At 37.4% G+C, this 22,059-nt stretch carries 14 protein-coding genes; 9 read left to right on the top strand and 5 right to left on the bottom strand.

Translation table 11 applies throughout. The features are described from left to right. The first annotated feature begins 330 nt into the window (after positions 1–330). Entirely contained in the window at positions 331–2,040 is a 1,710-nt protein-coding gene (locus tag P20495_RS14910) for a lysophospholipid acyltransferase family protein (protein WP_008134721.1), read from the top strand. Between the two features lie 333 nt (positions 2,041–2,373). On the opposite strand, the gene dapE is transcribed toward P20495_RS14910, so the two are convergent. Continuing rightward, positions 2,374–3,558 carry a succinyl-diaminopimelate desuccinylase gene (gene dapE, locus P20495_RS14915; protein ID WP_008134720.1) on the bottom strand — a complete coding sequence of 395 codons (1,185 nt, stop codon included), beginning with the start codon at positions 3,556–3,558 and terminating at the stop codon, positions 2,374–2,376. 500 nt (positions 3,559–4,058) lie between these two features. Between dapE and P20495_RS14920 the strand changes: the two genes are divergently transcribed. Beyond that, the gene (locus P20495_RS14920; protein WP_008134719.1) at positions 4,059–4,712 is read left to right on the top strand and encodes an OmpW family protein; all 654 of its coding nucleotides are present in this window, start codon (positions 4,059–4,061) and stop codon (positions 4,710–4,712) included. Positions 4,713–4,773: 61 nt separating this feature from the next. On the opposite strand, the gene P20495_RS14925 is transcribed toward P20495_RS14920, so the two are convergent. Next, positions 4,774–5,310, bottom strand: coding sequence for a thioesterase family protein (locus P20495_RS14925; protein ID WP_007376908.1), 537 nt, complete (start codon positions 5,308–5,310; stop codon positions 4,774–4,776). Positions 5,311–5,415: 105 nt separating this feature from the next. On the opposite strand from P20495_RS14925, the gene P20495_RS14930 reads away from it, so the two are divergent. Further along, positions 5,416–5,910, top strand: coding sequence for a hypothetical protein (locus tag P20495_RS14930; protein ID WP_008134718.1), 495 nt, complete (start codon positions 5,416–5,418; stop codon positions 5,908–5,910). Positions 5,911–5,940: 30 nt separating this feature from the next. Here the strand turns inward: P20495_RS14930 and tyrR are convergent, their stop codons facing one another. The 3 genes from tyrR to bcsE form a co-directional block, all read right to left on the bottom strand. After that, positions 5,941–7,497: a transcriptional regulator TyrR gene (tyrR, locus tag P20495_RS14935; protein ID WP_007376906.1), complete on the bottom strand. Its 1,557-nt coding sequence runs from the start codon at positions 7,495–7,497 to the stop codon at positions 5,941–5,943. A gap of 201 nt (positions 7,498–7,698) precedes the next feature. Continuing rightward, the gene (gene bcsG, locus P20495_RS14940) at positions 7,699–9,279 is read right to left on the bottom strand and encodes a cellulose biosynthesis protein BcsG (protein WP_033015289.1); all 1,581 of its coding nucleotides are present in this window, start codon (positions 9,277–9,279) and stop codon (positions 7,699–7,701) included. A 168-nt stretch (positions 9,280–9,447) separates the two neighbouring features. Next, entirely contained in the window at positions 9,448–11,067 is a 1,620-nt protein-coding gene (gene bcsE / locus P20495_RS14945) for a cellulose biosynthesis protein BcsE (RefSeq protein WP_008134709.1), read from the bottom strand. Between the two features lie 112 nt (positions 11,068–11,179). Between bcsE and bcsR the strand changes: the two genes are divergently transcribed. From bcsR to P20495_RS14975, 6 genes are all read left to right on the top strand, one after another. Further along, positions 11,180–11,371 (top strand): BcsR/BcsP family cellulose biosynthesis protein, encoded by a 192-nt coding sequence (bcsR, locus tag P20495_RS14950; protein WP_007376902.1) that lies wholly within the window; start codon positions 11,180–11,182, stop codon positions 11,369–11,371. 21 nt (positions 11,372–11,392) lie between these two features. Next, entirely contained in the window at positions 11,393–12,106 is a 714-nt protein-coding gene (gene bcsQ, locus P20495_RS14955) for a cellulose biosynthesis protein BcsQ (RefSeq protein WP_007376901.1), read from the top strand. Positions 12,107–12,646: 540 nt separating this feature from the next. Next, positions 12,647–14,776: a UDP-forming cellulose synthase catalytic subunit gene (gene bcsA, locus P20495_RS14960; RefSeq protein WP_242401463.1), complete on the top strand. Its 2,130-nt coding sequence runs from the start codon at positions 12,647–12,649 to the stop codon at positions 14,774–14,776. Continuing rightward, complete coding sequence (gene bcsB / locus P20495_RS14965) at positions 14,769–17,015, top strand: cellulose biosynthesis cyclic di-GMP-binding regulatory protein BcsB (RefSeq protein ID WP_008134707.1); 2,247 nt, start codon at positions 14,769–14,771, stop codon at positions 17,013–17,015. The genes bcsA and bcsB overlap by 8 nt, the downstream gene beginning before the upstream one ends. Then, positions 17,015–18,145, top strand: a complete 1,131-nt coding sequence (gene bcsZ, locus P20495_RS14970) for a cellulose synthase complex periplasmic endoglucanase BcsZ (protein WP_008134706.1) — start codon at positions 17,015–17,017, stop codon at positions 18,143–18,145. The genes bcsB and bcsZ overlap by 1 nt, the downstream gene beginning before the upstream one ends. Next, positions 18,136–21,954 (top strand): cellulose synthase subunit BcsC-related outer membrane protein, encoded by a 3,819-nt coding sequence (locus tag P20495_RS14975; RefSeq protein ID WP_008134703.1) that lies wholly within the window; start codon positions 18,136–18,138, stop codon positions 21,952–21,954. The genes bcsZ and P20495_RS14975 overlap by 10 nt, the downstream gene beginning before the upstream one ends. The last annotated feature ends 105 nt before the right edge of the window (positions 21,955–22,059 follow it).

Below are 22,059 nucleotides of genomic sequence, written 5' to 3'. Positions count from 1 at the left end.
TTTGATCAATTTAACGAATTAAATTGCACTATAACGTCGTTAAAAATTTTTATTTAGAACAACTAGATACAAAAAATTTTGCCTAGTCCTAGCGTAATTTTCTTAACGTTAAATAGACCCCATATATAAGCTGATTGGTATAAAAACCGAGCAACAAGAGTAAATTGCCCCTAGGCAGAGTCCTACGGGCTGCGGATGTTTAACCTCAAAAGATAAACATGCCTTGGCTCAATTCGCACTTTAAAAAGTCACACAACTGCAAAGTAACTGTCACACCCTTTTTTTATTCTAAGTAAATGGTAAACATGCCAATGCGTGAAAGAGGTTTATATGATTAGTATTGATAAAGTGATTGCAGCAAATTTACCACAATTAGAAAAATCACCAAAAGTAAAAGGCCTTGTAAAAAAAGGGCTGGGGTATCTGTTACATGAACAGGAGTTTGTTGCCTTTGGTGATGCTTACCCTCACTTGCAAGGTTTAGAGTTTGTTGAACAGGTATTAGATGAGCTTGATTTTGATACACGCTACAAACCTAAACAAATTGAACATATCCCCAATGAAGGTAAGCTGGTTATTGTTGCAAACCACCCTATCGGCTCTTTGGATGCACTTGCACTTATTAAAGTACTCTCAACTGTTAGACAAGATTTAAAGGTTGTAGCTAACCGTATGCTGATGTCGGTTACCCCCATGCATGAACTGTTACTACCCGTTGATAACTTATCTGGAACAAGTAAAAAACAAGAACTCAATAATATCCACCAACACTTAAAAAACGAAGGTGCACTGCTTATATTCCCTGCCGGTGAAGTCTCTCGTTTGAGCCCCACAGGCATAAAAGATTGCAAGTGGAATAGCGGTTTTTTACGTATGGCAAAAAAAGCCAACTGCCCCATTTTACCTGTTTTTATAAAAGCTAAAAACAGCCCTTTATTTTATGGCACATCAATGATTTATAAGCCTCTAGCGAGTTTGCTACTGGTCAAAGAAATGTTTAAGCAACGTCAAAAGTCATTGGAGTTTGAAATTGGAGCTTCAATTCCGCCTGAGTCTTATTTGATAGAAAATCTAAAAGATAAAGAAGTTGTAAACCTTATTCGTAAGCAGCTTTATAGGCTAACGTCTAAAAAGCCGTTACCACTAAAAACACAAATGCCTCTTGCTATACCTGAATGCAGAAAAGAGCTAAAAAAAGCGATTGATCAATGCCAGTTGCTGGGTAAAACAATCGACGATATGCATATTCACCTTTATCAATATACCGGTAGCTCTGCGGTGTTTAGAGAGCTAGGTCGATTAAGGGAAATTGCATTTAGAGCAGTGGGAGAAGGCAGCGGTAAGCGTCGAGATATAGATAAATATGATATGGATTATCAACATCTTGTATTATGGGATCCTACTCAATTAGAACTCGTTGGTGCATACCGATTAGCTTGTGCGCAAGATATAATAAAAAAACACGGACGAAAAGGGCTCTACACCGATAGCTTATTTTCCTATACAGAGGCTATGGACCCCTACTTACACCAAGGTATTGAGCTTGGTCGCAGCTTTGTACAACCAAAGTATTGGGGACGTAAAAGCTTAGACTATCTTTGGTATGGTATCGGCGCCTTTATTAAAAACTACCCACAATACCGTTACTTATTTGGCGCTGTAACCGTACCTAATACCCTACCAGAGCAGGCAAAAGCCATGCTTGTTTATTATTATCAACATTACTACAAAAACAATGTGCAACTAGCAATGCCTAACAATGAATTTAGACTAAGCGATCAACAACTAACACAATGCCAAACAGTGTTCAGTGGCAACAATGTGAAAGAAGATTTTGTAGAGCTTAAGCACGTACTAGCCAATATGGGAGCGCAAGTCCCCACGTTATTTAAACAATACACTGAGCTCTGTATGCCCGGTGGCGTACAGTTTTTAAGTTTTAGTATTGATCCCGACTTTAACAATTGTATAGACGGCTTGGTTTTAGTCGACCTGGAAAGCGTAAAAGAGAACAAAGCAAAACGTTACTTAAAAAAATAATAACTAGTGCAAAAACTAGAAAAATTTATTACAACATGTGTTTGGCATTCATGTTATCTCATTGCCTATTTATGCACAGTAACGGCATTGCATAGACGTGGCCGATTAAATAACCTGAACTCTGGATAAATCTATCTCAAGTAGAGTTCAGGCTAAAGGGTTCTTTCTAGGGACAATTAACTCTTTGTTGCTCGGTTTTTACTTATTCTTACACGGATGTAAGCCACTAGGGTAGCGCAGGAGCAGTTACCGAGCCCGCTAGGTTACAAACCTCGCGCCGCGATTAATCGACCCTAGATTGAACAAATTTCAATCCACAAAGATCAACACGCCCTAGCTATTTAAAAAAACCTGCTCGAGCAAAGAGCTATAAATTTCTTCTATTTTTACTAAATCACTTATAGGTACATGTTCGTTTACTTGATGTATCGTATTATTACGCACACCGCACTCTATAACTTGAGTGTGGTTATTTGCAAAAAAACGCCCATCGGATGTTCCACCGCTGGTACTGAGCAGTGGATAACAGCCTGTTTGCTTGTAAATAGCCTGCTCAACATGAGAAAGTAAACTCCAGTCATGAGTGTCTGCTGTATAATATGGCTCACACGGACGCTCCCACTCTATTGTAAAGTAATGGGCAAACTCACTAAGCGATTGTGTCAATAACGCTTTAATTGCCTCGCTGCTATATGCATGACTATAACGCACGTTAAAAGTAACCTCACAATAAGCTGGCACAAGATTATCAATAACGTTATCAATATTAATACCCGTTACTTGCAATGTGGTTTTTGAGCTTTGTTCATCAAGTTGCCACGTTTGTTCACTCAAGTAATTAACTATTTTAGCAGCTATAAAAGCTGCATTGATCGTATTATCAGGATAAGCCACGTGCCCAGCCTTACCTGTTACCTTAATACGAGCAGAGAGTGCACCTCTTCGCCCATTCTTGATAGTGTCACCTACGCACATATGGCCGGTTGGCTCTCCAACAATACAGCCATCAAGTACAACACCTTGCTCGGCCAGTTTATTAACGATTACTTGAGAGCCAAATTCAGCCTCGCCTTCTTCATCAGATGTAATAAGCCAATACAATGTTCCTTGCTTATTCTCACTATTATTAATCAGATTATTTGTTGCACTAAGCATTGCAGCCACACCACCTTTCATATCTGCAGCGCCTCGACCATACACTGAATCACATACAATATTCCCTGCAAAAGGTGGACTTAACCATTGCCCTGTTGCTGCTGGTACTACATCTATATGCCCTGAAAAGGCGACGCATGGTCCGGTTCCAAAACTAATTGAAGCGATTAAATTACTCACGCCGTTTACATTAAAATGCTCACACTGTAATCCCAAGTCACTCAATTCTCTAGTAAGCCAATCAATTGCTCCAGCCTGATTAGGTGTAACAGATTCAAATCGAATAAGCGTTTGTAAATATGCAACAACGTCGCGTTGGAATTCTCTTTCACTGATTGCTTTATCAAAAATAGCGATAGCCATATCAAACGCCCTTTATTGCTTAGCCCTAACTTTAGTTAAGAGACTCACGAAAATATTGAGTTATTATTAAAGCCTGAATTTATGACTAAGCGATGTCAGTATTAATACACAGCTGTGACTATTTTTTATATTTTATTATTATAAGATGTTTAACTTTTGAGGTTAAATTTACAGCAAACTGTGTGGCAATCAGGTAAGGCAGAGCCTAATCATGAAAAAAAGAGACGTCGTTTTCTCGATTCTGGTTAAGAGGGATTTATAACTTTTGCTACCTAAAAACCTGAACTTGCACGCACTAAACACATTCAGAACAGCGCTTTTAGTTATTTAAGAAATCAAGAGTCAAGTATCTCTGTCGCTAATCAACATCAAAATTAATCTAAATCAATAAAACACTTCACAACGTTCAAACATTTTTGAAACTTTGATCTAGGACAGGTTTTGAACATTTTAAAACTGCAATAATAGCGTCAATCAAAAAGTAGTTCTTGGAGAACAACATGAAAACCACTATTAGTATTGCATTACTGACTTCTTTATTAGCACTTTCTCCTGCTGCACACGCCAATTTTAGCGTAAATGTGGGGGCTATTAACATTAACCCTGATAACAGCAACTCAAAAATTAACGAAGCACCGACTTTAGGTCTAAAAGGTGATTCTGATACGCAACTAGGTATTACGCTTGACTACGCATTTAACGACCAATGGGTGCTAGAGCTTATTGCAGCAACGCCATTTTCGCATGATGTTAATGGTACTGGTGGGCTAGCGGGTAATAAAATCGCGAATATAAAACAACTCCCCCCTTCACTTATTGCTCAGTATCACTTTTTAGATACAAGTTATGCATTAAGACCATTTGTTGGTATTGGAGTTAATTATACAACATTCTTTGATGAGCAACCGTCGCAAGCGCTTAAAACAACGCTTGGTACAAATGATGTAGAAGTAAAGTTAGACGACTCATTTGGATTTGTAGCACAAGTAGGTGCTAATTATAAAATTGATGAAAAATGGGGTTTACATGCAATGGTATCAATTATGGATATTGATACTGATGCAACAGTATATGCTAATGGCGCAAAAGCTCTCACTTCAACCGTTGAACTGGACCCAGTAGTCGCCATGTTTGGGGTTAGGTATAATTTTTAAAAATGCTTTAATGCATGTGTGTGCAAAAGGCCGAAAGGCCTTTTTTATTTTAATTAACTAATCATTTGGGTAAGTTATTTGCTTTTTTCTGTTCAAGCATTTCTTTCCAATGCATAACTTCACTCGGTAGTATCGGTGTTTTACCTTTAAAACTAGCGACTTCAAGCATTTCTTCGATACTTACAATGCCTTTTTTACTTTTAAACACACCGCGTACATAAGCAATAGCATGTAAGCCTCGTGCTGAATGAAATTTTTGTTCTATATAAAAATACTTATGATCCCAACCAACTAGTTTTGTACTAATAGTGTAGCGTTGCATTGGTTTAATATCACGGATATACGTGATAGCGGTAGCATTAACAATAGGAAACCAACGGCGTTTCAAAATTTGCTTAAGCAAACCCACTCGTTCCGTCATCCATGTACGTGACAAATCCATCATGGCTAAATAACGTGAGTTTGTTAAATGCAGATTTATATCGCAATCAGTTGGTAGTGCTTTGTAATCAATATCTACTGTATCAAGTAAGTCTTGATATTGATGATTACGCTTAATTTTAAAAAATAATAAAAGAAGTCGAATATATAAGTTCACAGCAAAGGTCTTACCAGTTCAATTTACCTGAGTGTAACACAGGCACTTGCTAAGACGAATATTCTGCTTTAATCTGAGGTTATAAATACAACTAAAAATTTACTTATGAATTCAAAATTAAACATCCTTATTGCTAGTATATTCTTAACAGTGAGCCACCACGCGTTAGCCGATTTTAATTTCCCCGGTAATGGCTCTATTACTTACTCTACAGGGGTAGAAAAATCGTTTGAATTTGGTTTTGCTTGGCAACAAAAATTTAAGAAGTTTACTATTGGCTCAAAGAGTTATGAAATGGATCAAATTCCTAGTTCCTACTCAGTCGCCATCACGCTTGCAAAAGACGGCAGCCAAGTATGGGTTCAAGAATTTAATAATGGATTTATAGAAGCGTTTGATTGGACAATAGGCAAGCACACCATCACTCTAAAAAAACAACAGTTTAGTGATCAAGTGAAAGGGAATTATGTTATTGAGTTAGATGGCCGAAGTTACTTTTTTGCTCGTAATAATGCCAGTATTGTTATGAAATTTGATGAAGATGGTATAAAGACGATTGCCATTGATGGTGTCAAAAAAAATATGGGCACTAAAAATTAATTAGCGCCCTATTTTAAATATTGCCGTATTTTAAACTTTAACTGTTTTACGGTTAATACCGTAATCTCGTAGTTTATTTGCAACTGCTGTATGGCTAAGACCTAAACGTTTAGCGAGCTGTCGTGAGCTTGGATAAGCTGGATAAAGTTTGCGTAATAATGTTGCTTCAAAACGTTTTACCGCTTGATCCAGTGAACCTTCAAAATCAGATTCTAAATACCCTAAGTCATGCGTAAACGTAGGTAACTGTAAATGCTCTACTCGTAACTCACTATCATCTAATAAAGATACCGCACGATAAATTGCATTTTCTAATTGGCGTACATTTCCAGGCCAAGGATACTGTTGTAAAAAGCTTAAGCATTCTTGAGATAACAGTGGCACCGCGTGACCATTTTGCTGTGCATATTTTTGAATAAAATGCTCTGCGAGTGGCCCAACATCGGCTTTGCGATCTCTAAGTGGTGCAATATCTAATGTTAATACGTTGATTCGATAGTATAAATCCTCTCTGAACACGCCCTCTTGCACCATAGCAGGTAAGTCTTTTTGAGTAGCTGCGACTATACGAACATTAACTTTAACTTCGTTCTCATCACCCACTTTCCTAAATGTGCCATCTTGTAAGAAGCGCAATAACTTAGTTTGCAGTTGAGTCGACATTTCGCCCACTTCATCTAAAAACACAGTCCCACCATCGGCTTGCTCAAGTACGCCGCGTTTAGGTGCTGCATTTTCTTCATAGCCTGCGTAGCCAAATAACTCAGATTCAGCAACATCGTCTGGTAACGATGCACACGATAAAGCAATAAAAGGCTTCACTGAGCGATTAGATGCGTAATGACACGCCCGTGCTAATAGCTCTTTACCGGTTCCTGTTTCACCCGTAATTAGTATTGGTGCTTCTAACTGAGACATTTTACGCGCTTCGCGAACAACACGACGCATAGCAGTACTAAAGTTATGAATAGTTGCAAAGCTTTCTTGTCCGTAACGTCTAAATGCACTAACTTGTTGACCTAATCGGCTTTGTGATTTTATATTAATAACAGCACCGGCAAGTACATCACCTTCACCACCTTGCGGCACAGCAATAGGTAAAATATCGGCTATAAAGTCTTCACCAGCGACTTCCACTCTGGTGGTTTGCCCTAATACTTCTTTACTTTCTAACCAGCGAGTAAAATTAAAGCCTTTCAACAAATTATTGATATTTGCACCAATAACCTCTTTTTCGCTCAATTGTAAGTCTTTACAAGCCGCATCGTTACATAAGCGTACCCAACCCTTGGCATCAATAGAAATAACACCATCGGGCAATGCTCGAAGCAATGTGTTTAGCTCATTATGCTCACGCTCAGAGGGTAAAAAAGCGGTTGTACGTACATCATGAACACCATCAATTAAACGAATTGATGGCATTATTTTCTGGAACTGTTCAAACTCAATTTCAGGGAAACTTACATACATACGACAATTAACTGAATCAACCTCTATTCCTTTTAGATCAACACTGTAATTAACTAAAATATTGAGAATTTCTTGGGCGATACCGATTCTGTCAGCACAATGAATATCTAAACGCATACATCCTCTAAGGAAGGAAAACTATATTAATTGAATAATACGCTAAGTGGCTATGAGAAGGTAGTTTATTGTAAACATTTTTGGACAATACTAGTGTTTATAATAAATGAGTAGATACATGGATTTATTCACGCAATAACAGCAATAACATATTTACTCCATGAAATATGCCACTACTGCTATTGCAGTTCTTAATAAAAATTAATCACCTTGTGGGTATTCAGACCAATCACCGCCATCTAATTGTATGTATGGTCGTTGATTAACATACATCATTATAGTATCTGCATTTTCAGCAACTTTTGGAGCTTTCGGTAAATTATCTAACAAATTTGCTATACTATTTTTCCCACCAAAAACATTAGTTTTCAATGTTTTACTCACTAATTCTGACAATGAAAAATAACTGATTGAATCATCAATTACAATTTGGGAATAGTTTTGCACATCAGGGCCAATAAATTTAATTGCAACTGGAACTGATACAATAGCTGGGCTTGGTATTTCTCGCAAACCAGCAAATTGTACTTTGTCTCCTTTTAGTGCAGCACCATGCTCAGGTACTACCATCAGCATTACATTTCTACCACGTTTTTCTAGGTTTTTAATAAAGCCATTAATATCAGAAAATAAGTTTGCATGCCTAAGAGGATAACTTTGCTGGCTATTCATGCGGGCTCTATTAGCAAGTTGATTACCATCGTGTAAACTCGTGGTATTGTAGTACATTGCACAAGGCTTACAGTCTTTAGCTTGTTGGTCAAGCCAGCCGTTTAGAACCGCACCATCTGAATAAATAGGGCTATTATCAAACCCATACTGAGCAATAGGCATAGAATCAATATTAAATGGCTTGCTGTCTAAGCCACCATATCTATTTATTAGGCCTTTAAATTCATCAAAATGCCCATCGTGATTCATCACTACGTTGTTTTGATAGCCTAGTTTTTCTAAGTTCTTAAATAAATAACACTGTTCTGGCGCATCCTTGAACAAAGACGCTTGGTTTGTTTGTCCACAGCTTGCTCTTAATAATCGAATGGCTGCTGGACCACTATATGATGTGGCTGAGTTGAAATCAGGAAACACCACATCAAAATCTTTATACATGTCTGTAACGCTAATACCTAAAAAATTTAAGTCAGCAACTGCCATAGAACAAATATTTAAAATAATAACGTCAAACAACTCGCCATTGTATTCCTTTGGAAAGTGACTTGTTAATAAGCTTTGTTGTTGATAAAAATCACTAAGCTTTTGGTCGGGCGATTGGTATTGGGTTGTTACAACAGGCGCCTTACTTTGAGTTGCAATACTACTGTTATTAACCACTGTAGGGCTTTCATTAATATCTAATGAGTTACTTTGACCTTGCCAGCCAATAAACGCCAAGCCAATAATAGTCACTGTAGTAAACCGAATCCATTGAGAGCTGTACCAAAATAAAACAACAATAATGAATAAGCCAAGTAGCATATCGACATTAACTACCCGCCCAACTAGTTCGATAAAATAATCAAAGCTAAAATCTTGAACGTTACCAGCCTGTTTAATTAAACGATTAATGGGAGGTAACCACGAATCTTTATACAGTAAAATCAAAGCTATAATCAGTGCGATAATGTGTTTAACCTTCTCAACTCGCGCATTTTTAAATTGTATTACTAACAAAGCGGCCAACGCAGCATTGCTCAAAAAACTAAAATCGATTACACCGTAATAATACAGGGCAAATTTAACTAAAAAATAGAGATTCCAAACCCCTAGACCAGACAATTTCACTTACGTTCCTTATTTTTAGGTGTATAGGGTTCTAGCACTTCGTGCTTAAATGTCATTTTGTAATAATATTTTTTTAATTTAGATACTATGTAAGAGCCAATTAGGCACAATAAAACACCAAATAACCCCGAGATTAATGCTGTAATTAAAAGTTGATTAATACTCATATCACAGCTCTTTAACTTTCATTGTAAAAGCTTTTGCATCAGGGCGTTCCTGAGTGAAAAATTCAGGCGTAGCAATATCAATACTGGGATTTTTTGCTAAAGCAGGATCGAACTTGTAACTGTCATTTTCTTTTAGTTGATTTGTAAAATCACTCACATCTTTATCTCTATAATATCGGCGTAATTGTTTACATTCTTGCTGAATATAGAAGTGGTCCGAAATAATGCTCTGTTGAGCAAAAAAATCACTGGTTTCTAATTTGAATAAATGTTTAATCGCATTCATTACATCATTTTCTCTACAAGCATGTAGATACAAGTAAACTTTGTTTTCAGCAACACTAAATACATCACCTTCACGTTTTATGTGAAATAGATGAAGTGGGTGAATAGGATCTATTCTTGGTAATAACTCAAGTACAACCAGTACCCCACTGACACCTAAATTAACCGCCGAGTCACTGTGCACTTCAACTTGGCGAGTAAAATCAATAAATGGTAAGTAACCTTTTGAAAACGTGTTTTCAGTATAACGTAATACATGCTCAACAGATGGAGGCAATGGTCGAGAAAATTGAAAGCCTTGGATCGACTGAATTTGCGATAACAACCGAGAAGGTTCGGAAAAGCTATACAAAATAAGATTAACACCCAGCGTTAAAAATAAGCACTCGTCTTGGTGCCTGATAATCCCATCTACATTTTGAATCACGAGTTTTAACCAACGACCACAATTTTTTCTCAATTCAAAACATTGTTTACCCAACTCAGATAAGTCGGTATAGCGTGTAACCGAAAATACTAATGTTGCGGCTTCTAGCTGAGGACCTTTTTCAAATAAATCGCTGTTACTTTTTACAACATGATAATTTGCAGGCAGCTTTGTGCCATCTGGTACTGAGTTTTGTACTAACCACACAACATCTTCATCATTAAAATGTTTATTGCTAAGTGTTTGGGTTTCTATTTTCCCTTCTTCTACAACTAACCGATCATTTTGCAAAATTAACTGATAGTGAGTATTTGATAATATCCCTGTGCTGTGTCTCCAATAGTCGTACTCAAGTACTCGTGCAGCCGAATCATTATCGACAAACACAACGCCGCTAAAGAGTTGATTTAAGCGCCTTACTAAAAATCGATAATTAGCAACTTCAGGACCTGAGATTAAAAATAGAAGACTAGTATTTGTATCAATTAAAAATGATTTATAATGCTCAATAAGCGTTTCAAATTGCTGTTCAGTGGTATCACGTAATTGCTGAGTACTAAAATGAACAACGATTAGAGCATTTTTTATATTTTCATACGCACTTAACTCTTTAATAATCCCTTTATTTATGCGTTTTGCATTCCACTCACTAATTTCTTTTGTAAATGAAAAAGAATGCACTCGGCCTTGCTCACTCGCATCAAGTAGTAAATTCGAACAAGAAGATTCAAAGAATGACTCTATCTGAGAAGAGACTATAAAAATATTTTCTTTCACATCATTGGGGCTTATTGAATGCAATATAAACTCAATAGAAAAATTGTCTAAAGGCGCTAAAACAGCATAAATTGCAGCAGGTTTTATTTCTTCAGCTGCGGGGTCTAATCCCAAAATGTTAAACTTATGCACACAAAACACCTTTCAAAAAAATACTTTTTTACTAGTTTTAGCCGCTATTCTATATATAATAGTCAAATAATGTCCATATATTATAAAATAAAACATACTGATACAGGTAGTAATGCAAAACTTAATTTCAAAAAATCCTCAAACACTCACATCTAACGATATAGCAAACTTAGCTCATCGCTTTGGCGGTAAAAGTGAAGATTACATTGAAATAGTGAATACGCAAAAAAACATGCAAACTATAAATAAATATGCGTTATTAAAAGAAATTGATAACGAACTTGCGTCTATTACTAGCCGTTGAAACTATAGGTAACCCCATCACGTGCAAAGAATTTTTTTAAAAGGTATAAAAGGTGGTACAGGTTGTACCGCAATTGTGGCTAATCTTGCCTGCGTGCTGAAAAAATCCGATGTACACGTAATTGCGGTTGATTTAGACCCAAAAAGTGATTTAGGGCTACATTTTGGTTTGCCTTGGAAAAATACACAAGGCTGGAGCGACGCTGAAAATTTCAACGATATCCTGACATGTTTTTACCAAGATAGTGACGGCATCATTTTTTTACCCCATGGCGAAAAAACACCTTCTAATACCGCATTAAACGAACTGATTGATAATTGCAATAAACTGGACAATATTCAAAACGCTTGGGTACTCTTCGATTGCCCAAGTCATATAGATATCAGTAACTACACATTACATAAAGACGATATTGTCATTGAGTTAGTCAATTGCGATGCGGTATGCCACAGTCTTATTTATAGACGTTTGCAAAAACTAAAAAAGACAGAAAATTCGTGGCATCACTTTTTTTTAGTTAACCGATACAATTCATCCTCTGAATTAGAATTCGATTTATTCTCACTTTGGCAGTCAACACTCCCACTTATGGCACCTTTTTTTATAAATAGTGACGAAGTGATTAAAGAGTCAACGGCTTATCGTAATGTGGCACTAAACTGTGCACCTTATAGCATTGCTAACGACGATTTCGAAACGCTGGCTGGCTGGTTGGTAAGTAAAACAGCATTATGATCTCATTTAAGGCACTTCATAAACACCCTTTTCAAAACACCTTTCGACTGGTGCTGAGTTTATTGTTTAGCGAAAAATTAGTCCGTTTGATTCTGTTTAAGTTTCACGGCTACTTCAATCAACACAGAATGAATGCGATTGAAGCATTGCTGATGCCATTTCTGATTATAGTAAGTTCTCTATTTGTAAAAATTAGCGTTCATAAGCGTAATATTCGTGAATCGATAAGCGTGAATTATCCGCATTTAAGACAACCGTATAGAAACCATCCTTATTCAAATTCAATACGCTTTATTTTACAAAGCGTTTTTTTGACGTTCGTTAAAAAAACGACAAAAAAAAGGGCGACGAAAGAAAAAATATCACACCATTTCTATGACTCAGTGAATCGTCTCTTTAGGCAGTTTAGGTGGTTTGATTTAAAATTAGGTAAGTTACTAAGGCGTATACTGTCAAAAAGACAAAAAAAAACCTAAACAAAGTGCTTTTTACTCTATTGCCGATGCGCGTGTTTGGCAAAATAAATATGTAAAATACATTGTGATTGCATTCATATTGTTTTTATTAACGATTTTTATCACTATTCCTTTCAGTCTAGAAGCGCAAGCCATTTTTATAAGCTTCATTTTATTAGTCGCCTATTCACTTAAGCGAATAAAAGGCCAGATGGCAACGATTGTAATGATCACTTTATCGGTAACAACGTCCTCACGTTACTTATGGTGGCGTTACACTGAAACACTCAATTGGGATGATCCTCTTGCTTTAGCCTTAGGAGCCGGACTACTACTTGCTGAAACATATGCTTGGCTTGTTTTAATACTTGGTTTTTTCCAAACTATTAATCCACTCGAACGCAAGCCCATACCATTACCTAGAAACACTGACTTATGGCCTACGGTTGATGTGTATATCCCAACTTACAATGAGCCATTGAGTGTTGTAAAACCAACTACATTAGCAGCGCTAAGTATCGATTGGCCTGAGGACAAGTTAAATGTGTATATTCTCGATGATGGTAAACGTCCTGAATTTGCCGATTTTGCAAAAGAAGTTGGCGTAGGGTATTTAACGCGTCCGGATAACAATCATGCCAAAGCTGGCAATATGAACAGCGCTATGCGCTATACCCACGGTGAGTACATTGCTATATTTGACTGTGACCATGTTCCCGCGCGTTCTTTTTTGCAAACAACCATGGGCCAATTTTTAAAAGACAGTAAAGTCTGTTTAGTGCAAACACCACATCATTTTTTCTCTGCTGATCCGTTCGAAAGAAACCTTAACAATCACAGCCAAATCCCAAATGAAAACATGTTATTTTACGGGCTTATTCAAGACGGTAACGACATGTGGGATGCGACTTTCTTTTGTGGTTCTTGTGCGGTATTAAAACGAGAAGCGCTGGATAATATTGGTGGTTTTGCATTTGAAACTGTAACCGAAGATGCTCACACAGCACTGCGCATGCAACGCGCAGGCTATAAAACAGCTTATATCAACATTCCACAAGCCGCAGGACTCGCTACGGATAGTTTATCGGCGCATATTGGGCAACGAATTCGTTGGGCACGCGGTATGGCGCAAATTTTCAGACTTGATAACCCTTTAATGGGCAAAGGGTTAAGTATTCCTCAACGCTTGTGCTATATAAACGCAATGTTACATTTTTTATCGGGAATACCTCGTATTGTATTTTTAACAGCCCCTTTAGCACTGATCTACTTTAATGCCTATATTATTTATGCGCCTTTTTTAGCTATTTTTATTTATGTAGTACCTACGCTTATTCAAATTAAAGCGACTAATTCACGTATTCAAGGTAAATACAGGTACTCATTTTGGGGCGAAGTGTATGAGTCGGTGTTGGCTTGGTACATATTGAAACCAACCACTGTTGCCTTATTTAATCCTAATAAAGGTAAGTTTAATGTAACAGAAAAAGGTGGGCTAAATGATGAAGAGCATTACGACTGGGGAATTTCGAAACCCTATCTCATACTGTTAGCAATTAACCTTCTGGGCATCGTGTTTGGCGTACTGCGTTTGATCTTTGGTGACCCATCTCAAATAGGTGTGTTAGTGATTAGTATGGGCTGGGCGCTCTACAACATGATTATTCTAGGAGCCGCTGTTGCTGTTGCAGCAGAAGCGCGTCAAGTAAGGCACTCACACCGAATAAAAGCCAACTTTCCAGCGGGTATTCGCTTAGCGAATGGCCACACATTAAAAGTTAGAATCACTGATTACTCAGATAATGGTGTCGGTATTGAGACAGAGCATGCCCACCTATGTAGAGTAAACGATAAAATTGAGTTGTTAATGAGTCGAGGAGACAAACAATTTTCGTTTACAACTCATGTGTGTAATACCCGTAATAAACAGATAGGTCTGACACTTAAAGATTTGTCGCTCGAAAAACAACGTGCATTTATACAGTGTACTTTTTCTAGAGCAGATGCTTGGCTTGATTGGCAAAATAACTTTAGGCATGATCGCCCGTCATACAGCTTCAAAGAAGTACAAAAGACTAGTTTAAGAGGCTTTAGTAATTTACTATTTCATGCGCCTAGGCCATTACAACCGACTATTAAACTGTTAACTCGTTTAGTTATGTATATAAACTCATTCATTCCAAAAAAACCTATAGTGCAAAATAATTATGATTAATAAGCTACTTAGTACACTCGTTATATTTTTACTCATGAACATTGCTTGGCAAGCTAATGCTATTGAACCCATGAGTGATAAGACCATATTCAACAATGGCTACCCTGAGAGTGCTCAAGTTACTAGCTTACGTCTTGATTTTGAAGCTCTCGGTTTTAATAATTATAAGCTAGACGCTATAAATAACGATTCAAATGTCGACTTCACTAATCGCATTGATAAGTTGAGTAAAAATTTGATGTTGAATTTCTCATACACAAACTCCCCTTCATTAATTGCCAACGTATCGCATTTAAAAGTGTATTTTAATGAAAATTTGGTGACAGTTTTACCTATAAATGAACCTTCAAATATTATTAAAAATACCGCTGAACATAATATAGCGCTCAACGCAAAATACATTCAAGACTTCAATCAAATTCGCTTTGAGCTTGTTGGTTATTATAGTACGTCATGTCAAGACTATTTTAGCCGTGCTATTTGGGTAGAAATAAACAAATCAAGTAATATAACTCTCGACCAAACTTCACTGGCTATTGATAGTAAAATTGAGTATTTACCTGAACCATTTTTTGATAGCAAAGATTACAGTAAACTAACTCTTCCGTTTATTTTTTCCGACACACCAAATAAAGAAGCAATAGAAGCCGCTGCAACACTTTCGAGCTGGTTTGGTGCTCAAGCTGATTGGCGTGGCGCTAACTTCCCTGTTGTACTTAATCAATCACCTAATCAACACAGTGTTGTATTTATTACAAACGCATCTAAACCTGCTTTTTTAGCCGACTATCCTGATGTAGAAAAACCAACAATCGAGATTATTTCCAATCCAATACACCGTTATAAAAAAATACTCCTTATATTAGGACGTGATGAAAAAGATTTAAAAACCGCAGTAAACGGTTTAGTGTTTGGCCATAAAGTAATGACTGGCCGAAGTGTAAGTATTGAAGGCATGAATAAGATTCCACTTCGCAAAGCTTACGATGCACCTCGATGGCTGAGAAGCGATCGCCCTGTACATTTTGATGAGTTAATTGACTACCCAACTCAGTTACAAACTACAGGGCTCAATAGCGGTCCTGTTAAGTTGAATATTCGCTTTGCACCTGATTTATTTACGTGGCGTGAAAAAGGGATCCCGATAACGTTGCAATATCGTAATACGCCAGAAGATGACACACTAAGTTCTAGGCTGAATATGCTGATAAACCAAGAGTTTATTAGTGGCTTTTTATTAGAAAAAAATGACTCTACTGTAAGTACAACAAAAACACTGTTACCGTTAATTGCTAATACAGATTCAACTCAAAGTACTGAAAACTTTTCGCTTAATGGTATTAACTTGGCCAAACGTAATGAGCTTAATTTTGATTTCCGATTTGACGTACTAAAAAATGCAACATGCCCTAGTGCTCCTCTTGGCGGCGAATACGGTGTTATAGACGGTAACTCTCATATTGATGTAAGTAATTTTAATCACTATATCGCACTACCAGATTTAAATGTATTTGCTAATAGTGGATTCCCGTTTACAAAATACGCCGATTTACAACAAACATTAGTTATTGTGAATGAAAACCCAACACCTAAAGCACTTTCAATGCTCTTTAATTTAACCGGTCATTTTGGCGCTATAACAGGCTACCCTGGTCACCGTTTAACAGTAAAATATTTAAGTGATGATATAAACTACAACGATAAAGACATACTGTTTATAACCAAACCAAGTAAGCGCAGTGACAAGCTAAAAGAAGATGAACCAAAAAACATTTTACTTAACAACAATCAACGTGCAATTAAACTCGCTATTTATAACGGTGCTTATGACGATAATAAAGCTGAAAAAATACAAATAAACGTAACGAGTAGCGGCAATATGGCGGTGATTACAGGCTATCAGTCCCCCTTTAGCTCGCAACGTTCTATAGTATCGTTAACGGCAACAACAAATGAAGCGTTTGGCCTATTAGATAACGCACTGATGAACTCGCAAAGTCGAGAACAAATTAAGGGCAGTGCAACAATCATTACAACACAAGGGATCGAAACAATTAAAACAGATAAACAGTATTTTGTTGGTCAGATCCCTGTTCATACCTTAATTTGGTTTCACTTATCAGATCACCCATTTATATTAGCGTTATTATCTATTTTAACGCTACTGCTGATCTCATTTATTCTATGGCGATTATTACAAGCACTTACATACAAGCGTTTAGCTGAAGGAGATAAATAATGAAGTCACTTATAAAGGTATTCTGCGTTGCTGTGGCATTATTTGCTTTTAATGCGAAAGCACAGATAGAACAGTGTCAACCGTGGCAAGCATGGCAAGTATTTAAAAGCCACTTTATAAGCCCAGATGGTCGTGTTATTGATTTAGGTAGTAAGCAGAGTATTACAACATCTGAAGGTCAGTCTTACGCGTTATTTTTTGCTGTAATAGCAAACGATAAAGCAATGTTTGATTTAGTACTTGATTGGACCGAAAATCATTTATCCGAAGGTGATTTAAGTACCCGTTTACCAGCATGGCAATGGGGTATAAATGAAAAAAATGTAGGAGCAATTTTAGATTCAAACCCTGCCTCTGACTCTGATTTATGGATAGCTTATAGCTTATCACAAGCTGCTATTCTCTGGGATGACCGTCGTTATAGTATTTTAGCGGCCGTACTAGCTCAGCGTATAATACGAGAAGAAACAGCCTATATTTCTGGTCTTGGTTTGTCATTACTACCGGCCCCAGCTGGCTTTGAATTTAAAGATGAACAATATAAATTAAACCCTAGTTACTCACCTTTGTTTATATATCAACAATTTAAAAAACTATATCCTCATTCTCCTTGGGAGCAACTGCATGAAAGCTCAGCAAAGTTAATTCTAGATACGGCCAAACAAGGTGTTAGCCCTGACTGGGTAATGTACGACACTAATAATGGTTTTTATTACGATAAAAAAACAAGTGACGTAGGAAGCTACAACGCTATTAGGGTTTATTTATGGGCCAGTATGATGGCAAACGATGCACCTTATAAAAAAGAATTGTTAGCACAATTTAATCCATTTTTAAAAACAATTAATGACCGTGGTTATGTGCCATTAAATACGTTTTCGAAATCAGGTAAATCAGAAAAAAGAGGCCCATTAGGCTTTAATGCAGCTCTACTACCTTTACTTGCAATACAAGACGATGATTCCTTAGCGATGACAATTCAGCAAAAATTAATGGTTGATAAGTCATTCACTCAAACTCGTTACTACGACAGTGTATTAAATTTATTTGGTACAAGTACTTTAAATAAACGTTTTGCAATTACAGCGGATGGAACATTACAACCTAAATGGAGTACTGAATGCAGCTAAAGGTTGCCCTACTCTGCGTATTAATACTGAGCCCAATGCTAAACGCAAAAACAGTAAATGATATTGATACGCGATCTGTTGAGTGGTTACTAAGCCAAATAAATATTGGTGAAGCACAAAAAAATAAAAGGCTTATTGAAGATAGCTTGAAAAAGCTGGTCGCGATTGCTCCAACCCGCATAGAAACACAGTGTGCTCAAGCGCATTACAACTTTGTTAACGGTGATTTAGATGGCGCAAATCAACTACTAAGCAAGTTAGATAACGGACTTGTTGAGCAACCCCCTTGCATTGAAAAACTCAAAGTCATGTCTCGAATTGAAGGCAAAGATAAATCGGCTATTCAAGAAGCTAAATTACTAGCTCGCGCAGGTCGGTACGAACCTGCACGTCAAATTTATAATAAAATATTTAATAATGTATACCCAACACTCAATTATGAACTAGAACATTTAAGCTGGTACGCGCAAGACAGCTCTCAATGGCAAAGTGTTAAAAATGGTTACGAAACATTATTGCAAAGTTACTCTAATATAGGCCAAGTTGAGATTGCTTACGCGAGGCATTTACTCAGACGTAACCCAAGTGACAAGCACGCTATTCGTATTCTAAGTAAATACGGCTCAACTTCTAGCTTTAGTAATGAAGTAGAAGAGATTTGGCTCGGTTCGCTAGCAAACATGCCAATTAGTGGTGCCACTGATAAAGAGTTTCAAACCTACTTTATGCTTTACCCGTTTAGTACTAAAGGTGAGTTACAGTATCAGGATTTCAAAAAAGATTTAACAGCACGTCAAACCTTAATTGCAGATCCAGCCTATCAGCTCTGGGTTAGAGGCGATAAACTCCTTGAAAAAAACAAATTAAAAGCGGCTGAACCGTTACTGTTAAAAGCGATAAGTGGGCGACCTCAAGACGGTGCAATAATGCGAAGTCTGGGTATTCTTTATTTACGCTTAGGTGACAATCAAAAATCCTATGAGTACTTTACACGAGCGCAACAGCACACCGCCGATTTTGCACAAAGAGAAACCTTAAAAGGATTAGCTAAAACAGCAAAGTTTTGGCTTTATATACGCCAAGCCAAAGATGCAATTAATAAGAATGAATTTAAAATAGCAAAGCTAAAATTAGACTTAGCTGATGCATTGGAGCAAAACCCTAATGCAGTTTTATATAACAGAGGCTTGTTACAATTTGCTCAAGGGCAATACTCTCAAGCAGAACGAACCTATCAAGTTGTTTTAAAGAATGACCCTCTCAATAACAGCGCCTTATTAGGTTTGCTTGAAATAGCTGAACTTGAACAAAGTGAACAAGCTTTAACGTCTTTTTATAACCGTTTAACATTTGCTCAAAAGGAGCAAATTAAGCAATCCTATTCAATATCGCTTAGTAGCCAATATCGAGCAAAAGCAAATACCCTAGCGCAAGCTGGTGATTTAGAGCAGGCTGAAAAAGTGTTGCGTGAGGCAATAGATATTGCACCAGAGCAATCTTGGCTATATTACGACTTAGCTTTTATATACCAACAAAAAGGGCTTACTGATAAAGCTCGTACGTTGTTTAATAACGTATTGTGGCAGTTCCCTTTAAACCCTCAGTTGCGCTATAGCCACGCGCTTTTTCTACGATCTATTGATGACTACCAAGGCGCTATTGCAACCTTGCAATATATTCCCTTTAGAGCCAGAAATGCAGATATTGTTACGTTAGAACAACAGCTTCAACTTAACGAATCTTTAACTCAAAGCGAGCGCCATCTTGATGCTAAAAATAAAGCAACAGCCATCTATCATTTAAGCGCCTTAGAAGCACAAAACTTAACTCCCGTAATGCAAGCCGAATTAGCACGTAATTGGTATCGAATTAATGAAAAGCTATACGCTGTTAAACTTATAAATAAAGCATTAACGGCACAACCTACACTTTCTGCTTATTGGCATATGCTTTATGGCGAATGGCTATTAGAACAAGGAAATGAGCAACAAACTAAACAATGGTTCACCAGTTATGCTCTTTCAGAAAATGCATCTGAAAATGATGTTAATCAATATGTACAGTTACAAAACAACTATATTAACCAGTATTACAGCGGCAGCGATTTAATTGCGAAACTAAATCAACTAGACCAAAAATATAAAAATAACGCAGCAATAACCACAGCATTAATTAACGCAAATTTAGCGCTTGAACAACGCCAAGCAGCGATTATCTTATATCAGCAAAAAGTGCAAAATAAGCAAATTATTGAGCCACAAGCTTTACTAGCGATTGCTAAAGCGTACAGAGAGCAAGGTGATGATTTTCAAGCCAAAGAAGTAACACAACGAGCTATAACGCAAACTTCATCACAGGAAAGCTATTTACAGCGTCAAATTATGGCATCTCTTAATGATTTTAATTACTCAGGTGACGCACTTGGTTTAGCTACAGAACTCATTACTAAATCGCCAAATGATAAAGAGTTACGTTATTTGGGCGCCCAAGTGGCCAGCAATTTCAATGAAACAGAACAAGCTCAACTTTGGTACACACAAACACTCTCGCCTAACCGCACATTAACTGAAAAAGAGCTGTATAACTCGCTTTCGCTAATAAATGAAAGCGATGAGTGGTATATAAACGGCGCAAAGCGTGAGCTTATTAATGAACAAAACAAAAACCAAGCTTACATCGCTATTGGTGTTAACTTTAGTGGCCAGACAAGCACTGAAAGTGAAGCAACCCTTGGGGCTGGTTTAGTGCCTATTGAAGCCTATTTCCCACTTTGGCAAGGTCAAGGCTTTGTAAAAATAGACCCGACAACAATTAGTGCGCAAACAACACGTTTTGATGAGCAATTTGCGGGAAGCCGTTATGGCCAAGGTGCTTTATGTATATTTACGTGTTCTCTTGATGAAGTAAGCCCAAAAGAAAGCGGCGTAGATATTGGATTAGGCTGGCAGAATGAAAACTGGCGTTTAGATATAGGTACAACCCCTTTAGGGTTTTTAATTGAGGATATTGTCTGGGGCGTAAATTACGCCGATGATATTGGCGACTTTGGATACAGCCTTGAATTAGAGAAGCGTCCCGTTACCAGCTCAGTACTTTCTTATGCGGGTCTTGAAGATATAAACACCGGTAAAATATGGGGCGGCGTACGCTCTACAGGCCTCACTGCAAATATATCACACGACTTAGGTGGTAATTGGGGATTTTGGTCTAGTGCTGACTTTACCTCATATAAGGGCCAAAATGTAAAAGACAATCAGCGATATCGTATTATGGGTGGCAGTTATTATCGCGTAATTAGCAATCAAGAACGCGAATTCACTGTAGGAGCAAGCTTATTACATTGGGCATACCAATATAATTTAAGTGAAGAAACTTGGGGGCATGGTGGTTACTATAGTCCACAAAATTATGTTGGTTTATCAGTACCGCTTAGTTATGACGCACGTTGGGGCAATGATTTTGTTTATCGTTTGAAAACGGGCGTTTCATATTCACAAACTAAAACCCAAGCAATTGACTTTTTCCCTAACGATCCAGACTTACAAGCAGAAGCGTTTATTAGTCAGCTTGAAACAGGAGCAAATCCAGCGTTTGAGGGCGACACAAGTTCAAGTATCTCTTATAACCTAGAGGGCAGCTTTGAATATAGAATAACGCCACACTGGTTTTTTGGTGGTTACCTGGCAATAGATCGTTCAGACTTTTACGAGCCTAACTTTGGCCAATTGTATATGCGATACTACTTCAACCCTGTATATGGCACTCTTGAATTTCCTGGCACTCCAATTGTACCTTATGCCGAGTTCTAACTCGGCATAAGGTGATACACCGCGCAATACTTCCCCTAGCACTAAGGTATATGTATACTTGTGCCCAATTGTAACTAGGATAAGGGTGTGCCTCTTACCTTGTGG

The organism is Pseudoalteromonas sp. BSi20495 (assembly GCF_000241185.1).
In the GTDB taxonomy this organism is placed as follows: domain Bacteria; phylum Pseudomonadota; class Gammaproteobacteria; order Enterobacterales; family Alteromonadaceae; genus Pseudoalteromonas; species Pseudoalteromonas fuliginea.
Note: the sequence above shows the minus strand (reverse complement) of the source record. Positions and strands in the feature narration are given on the sequence as shown.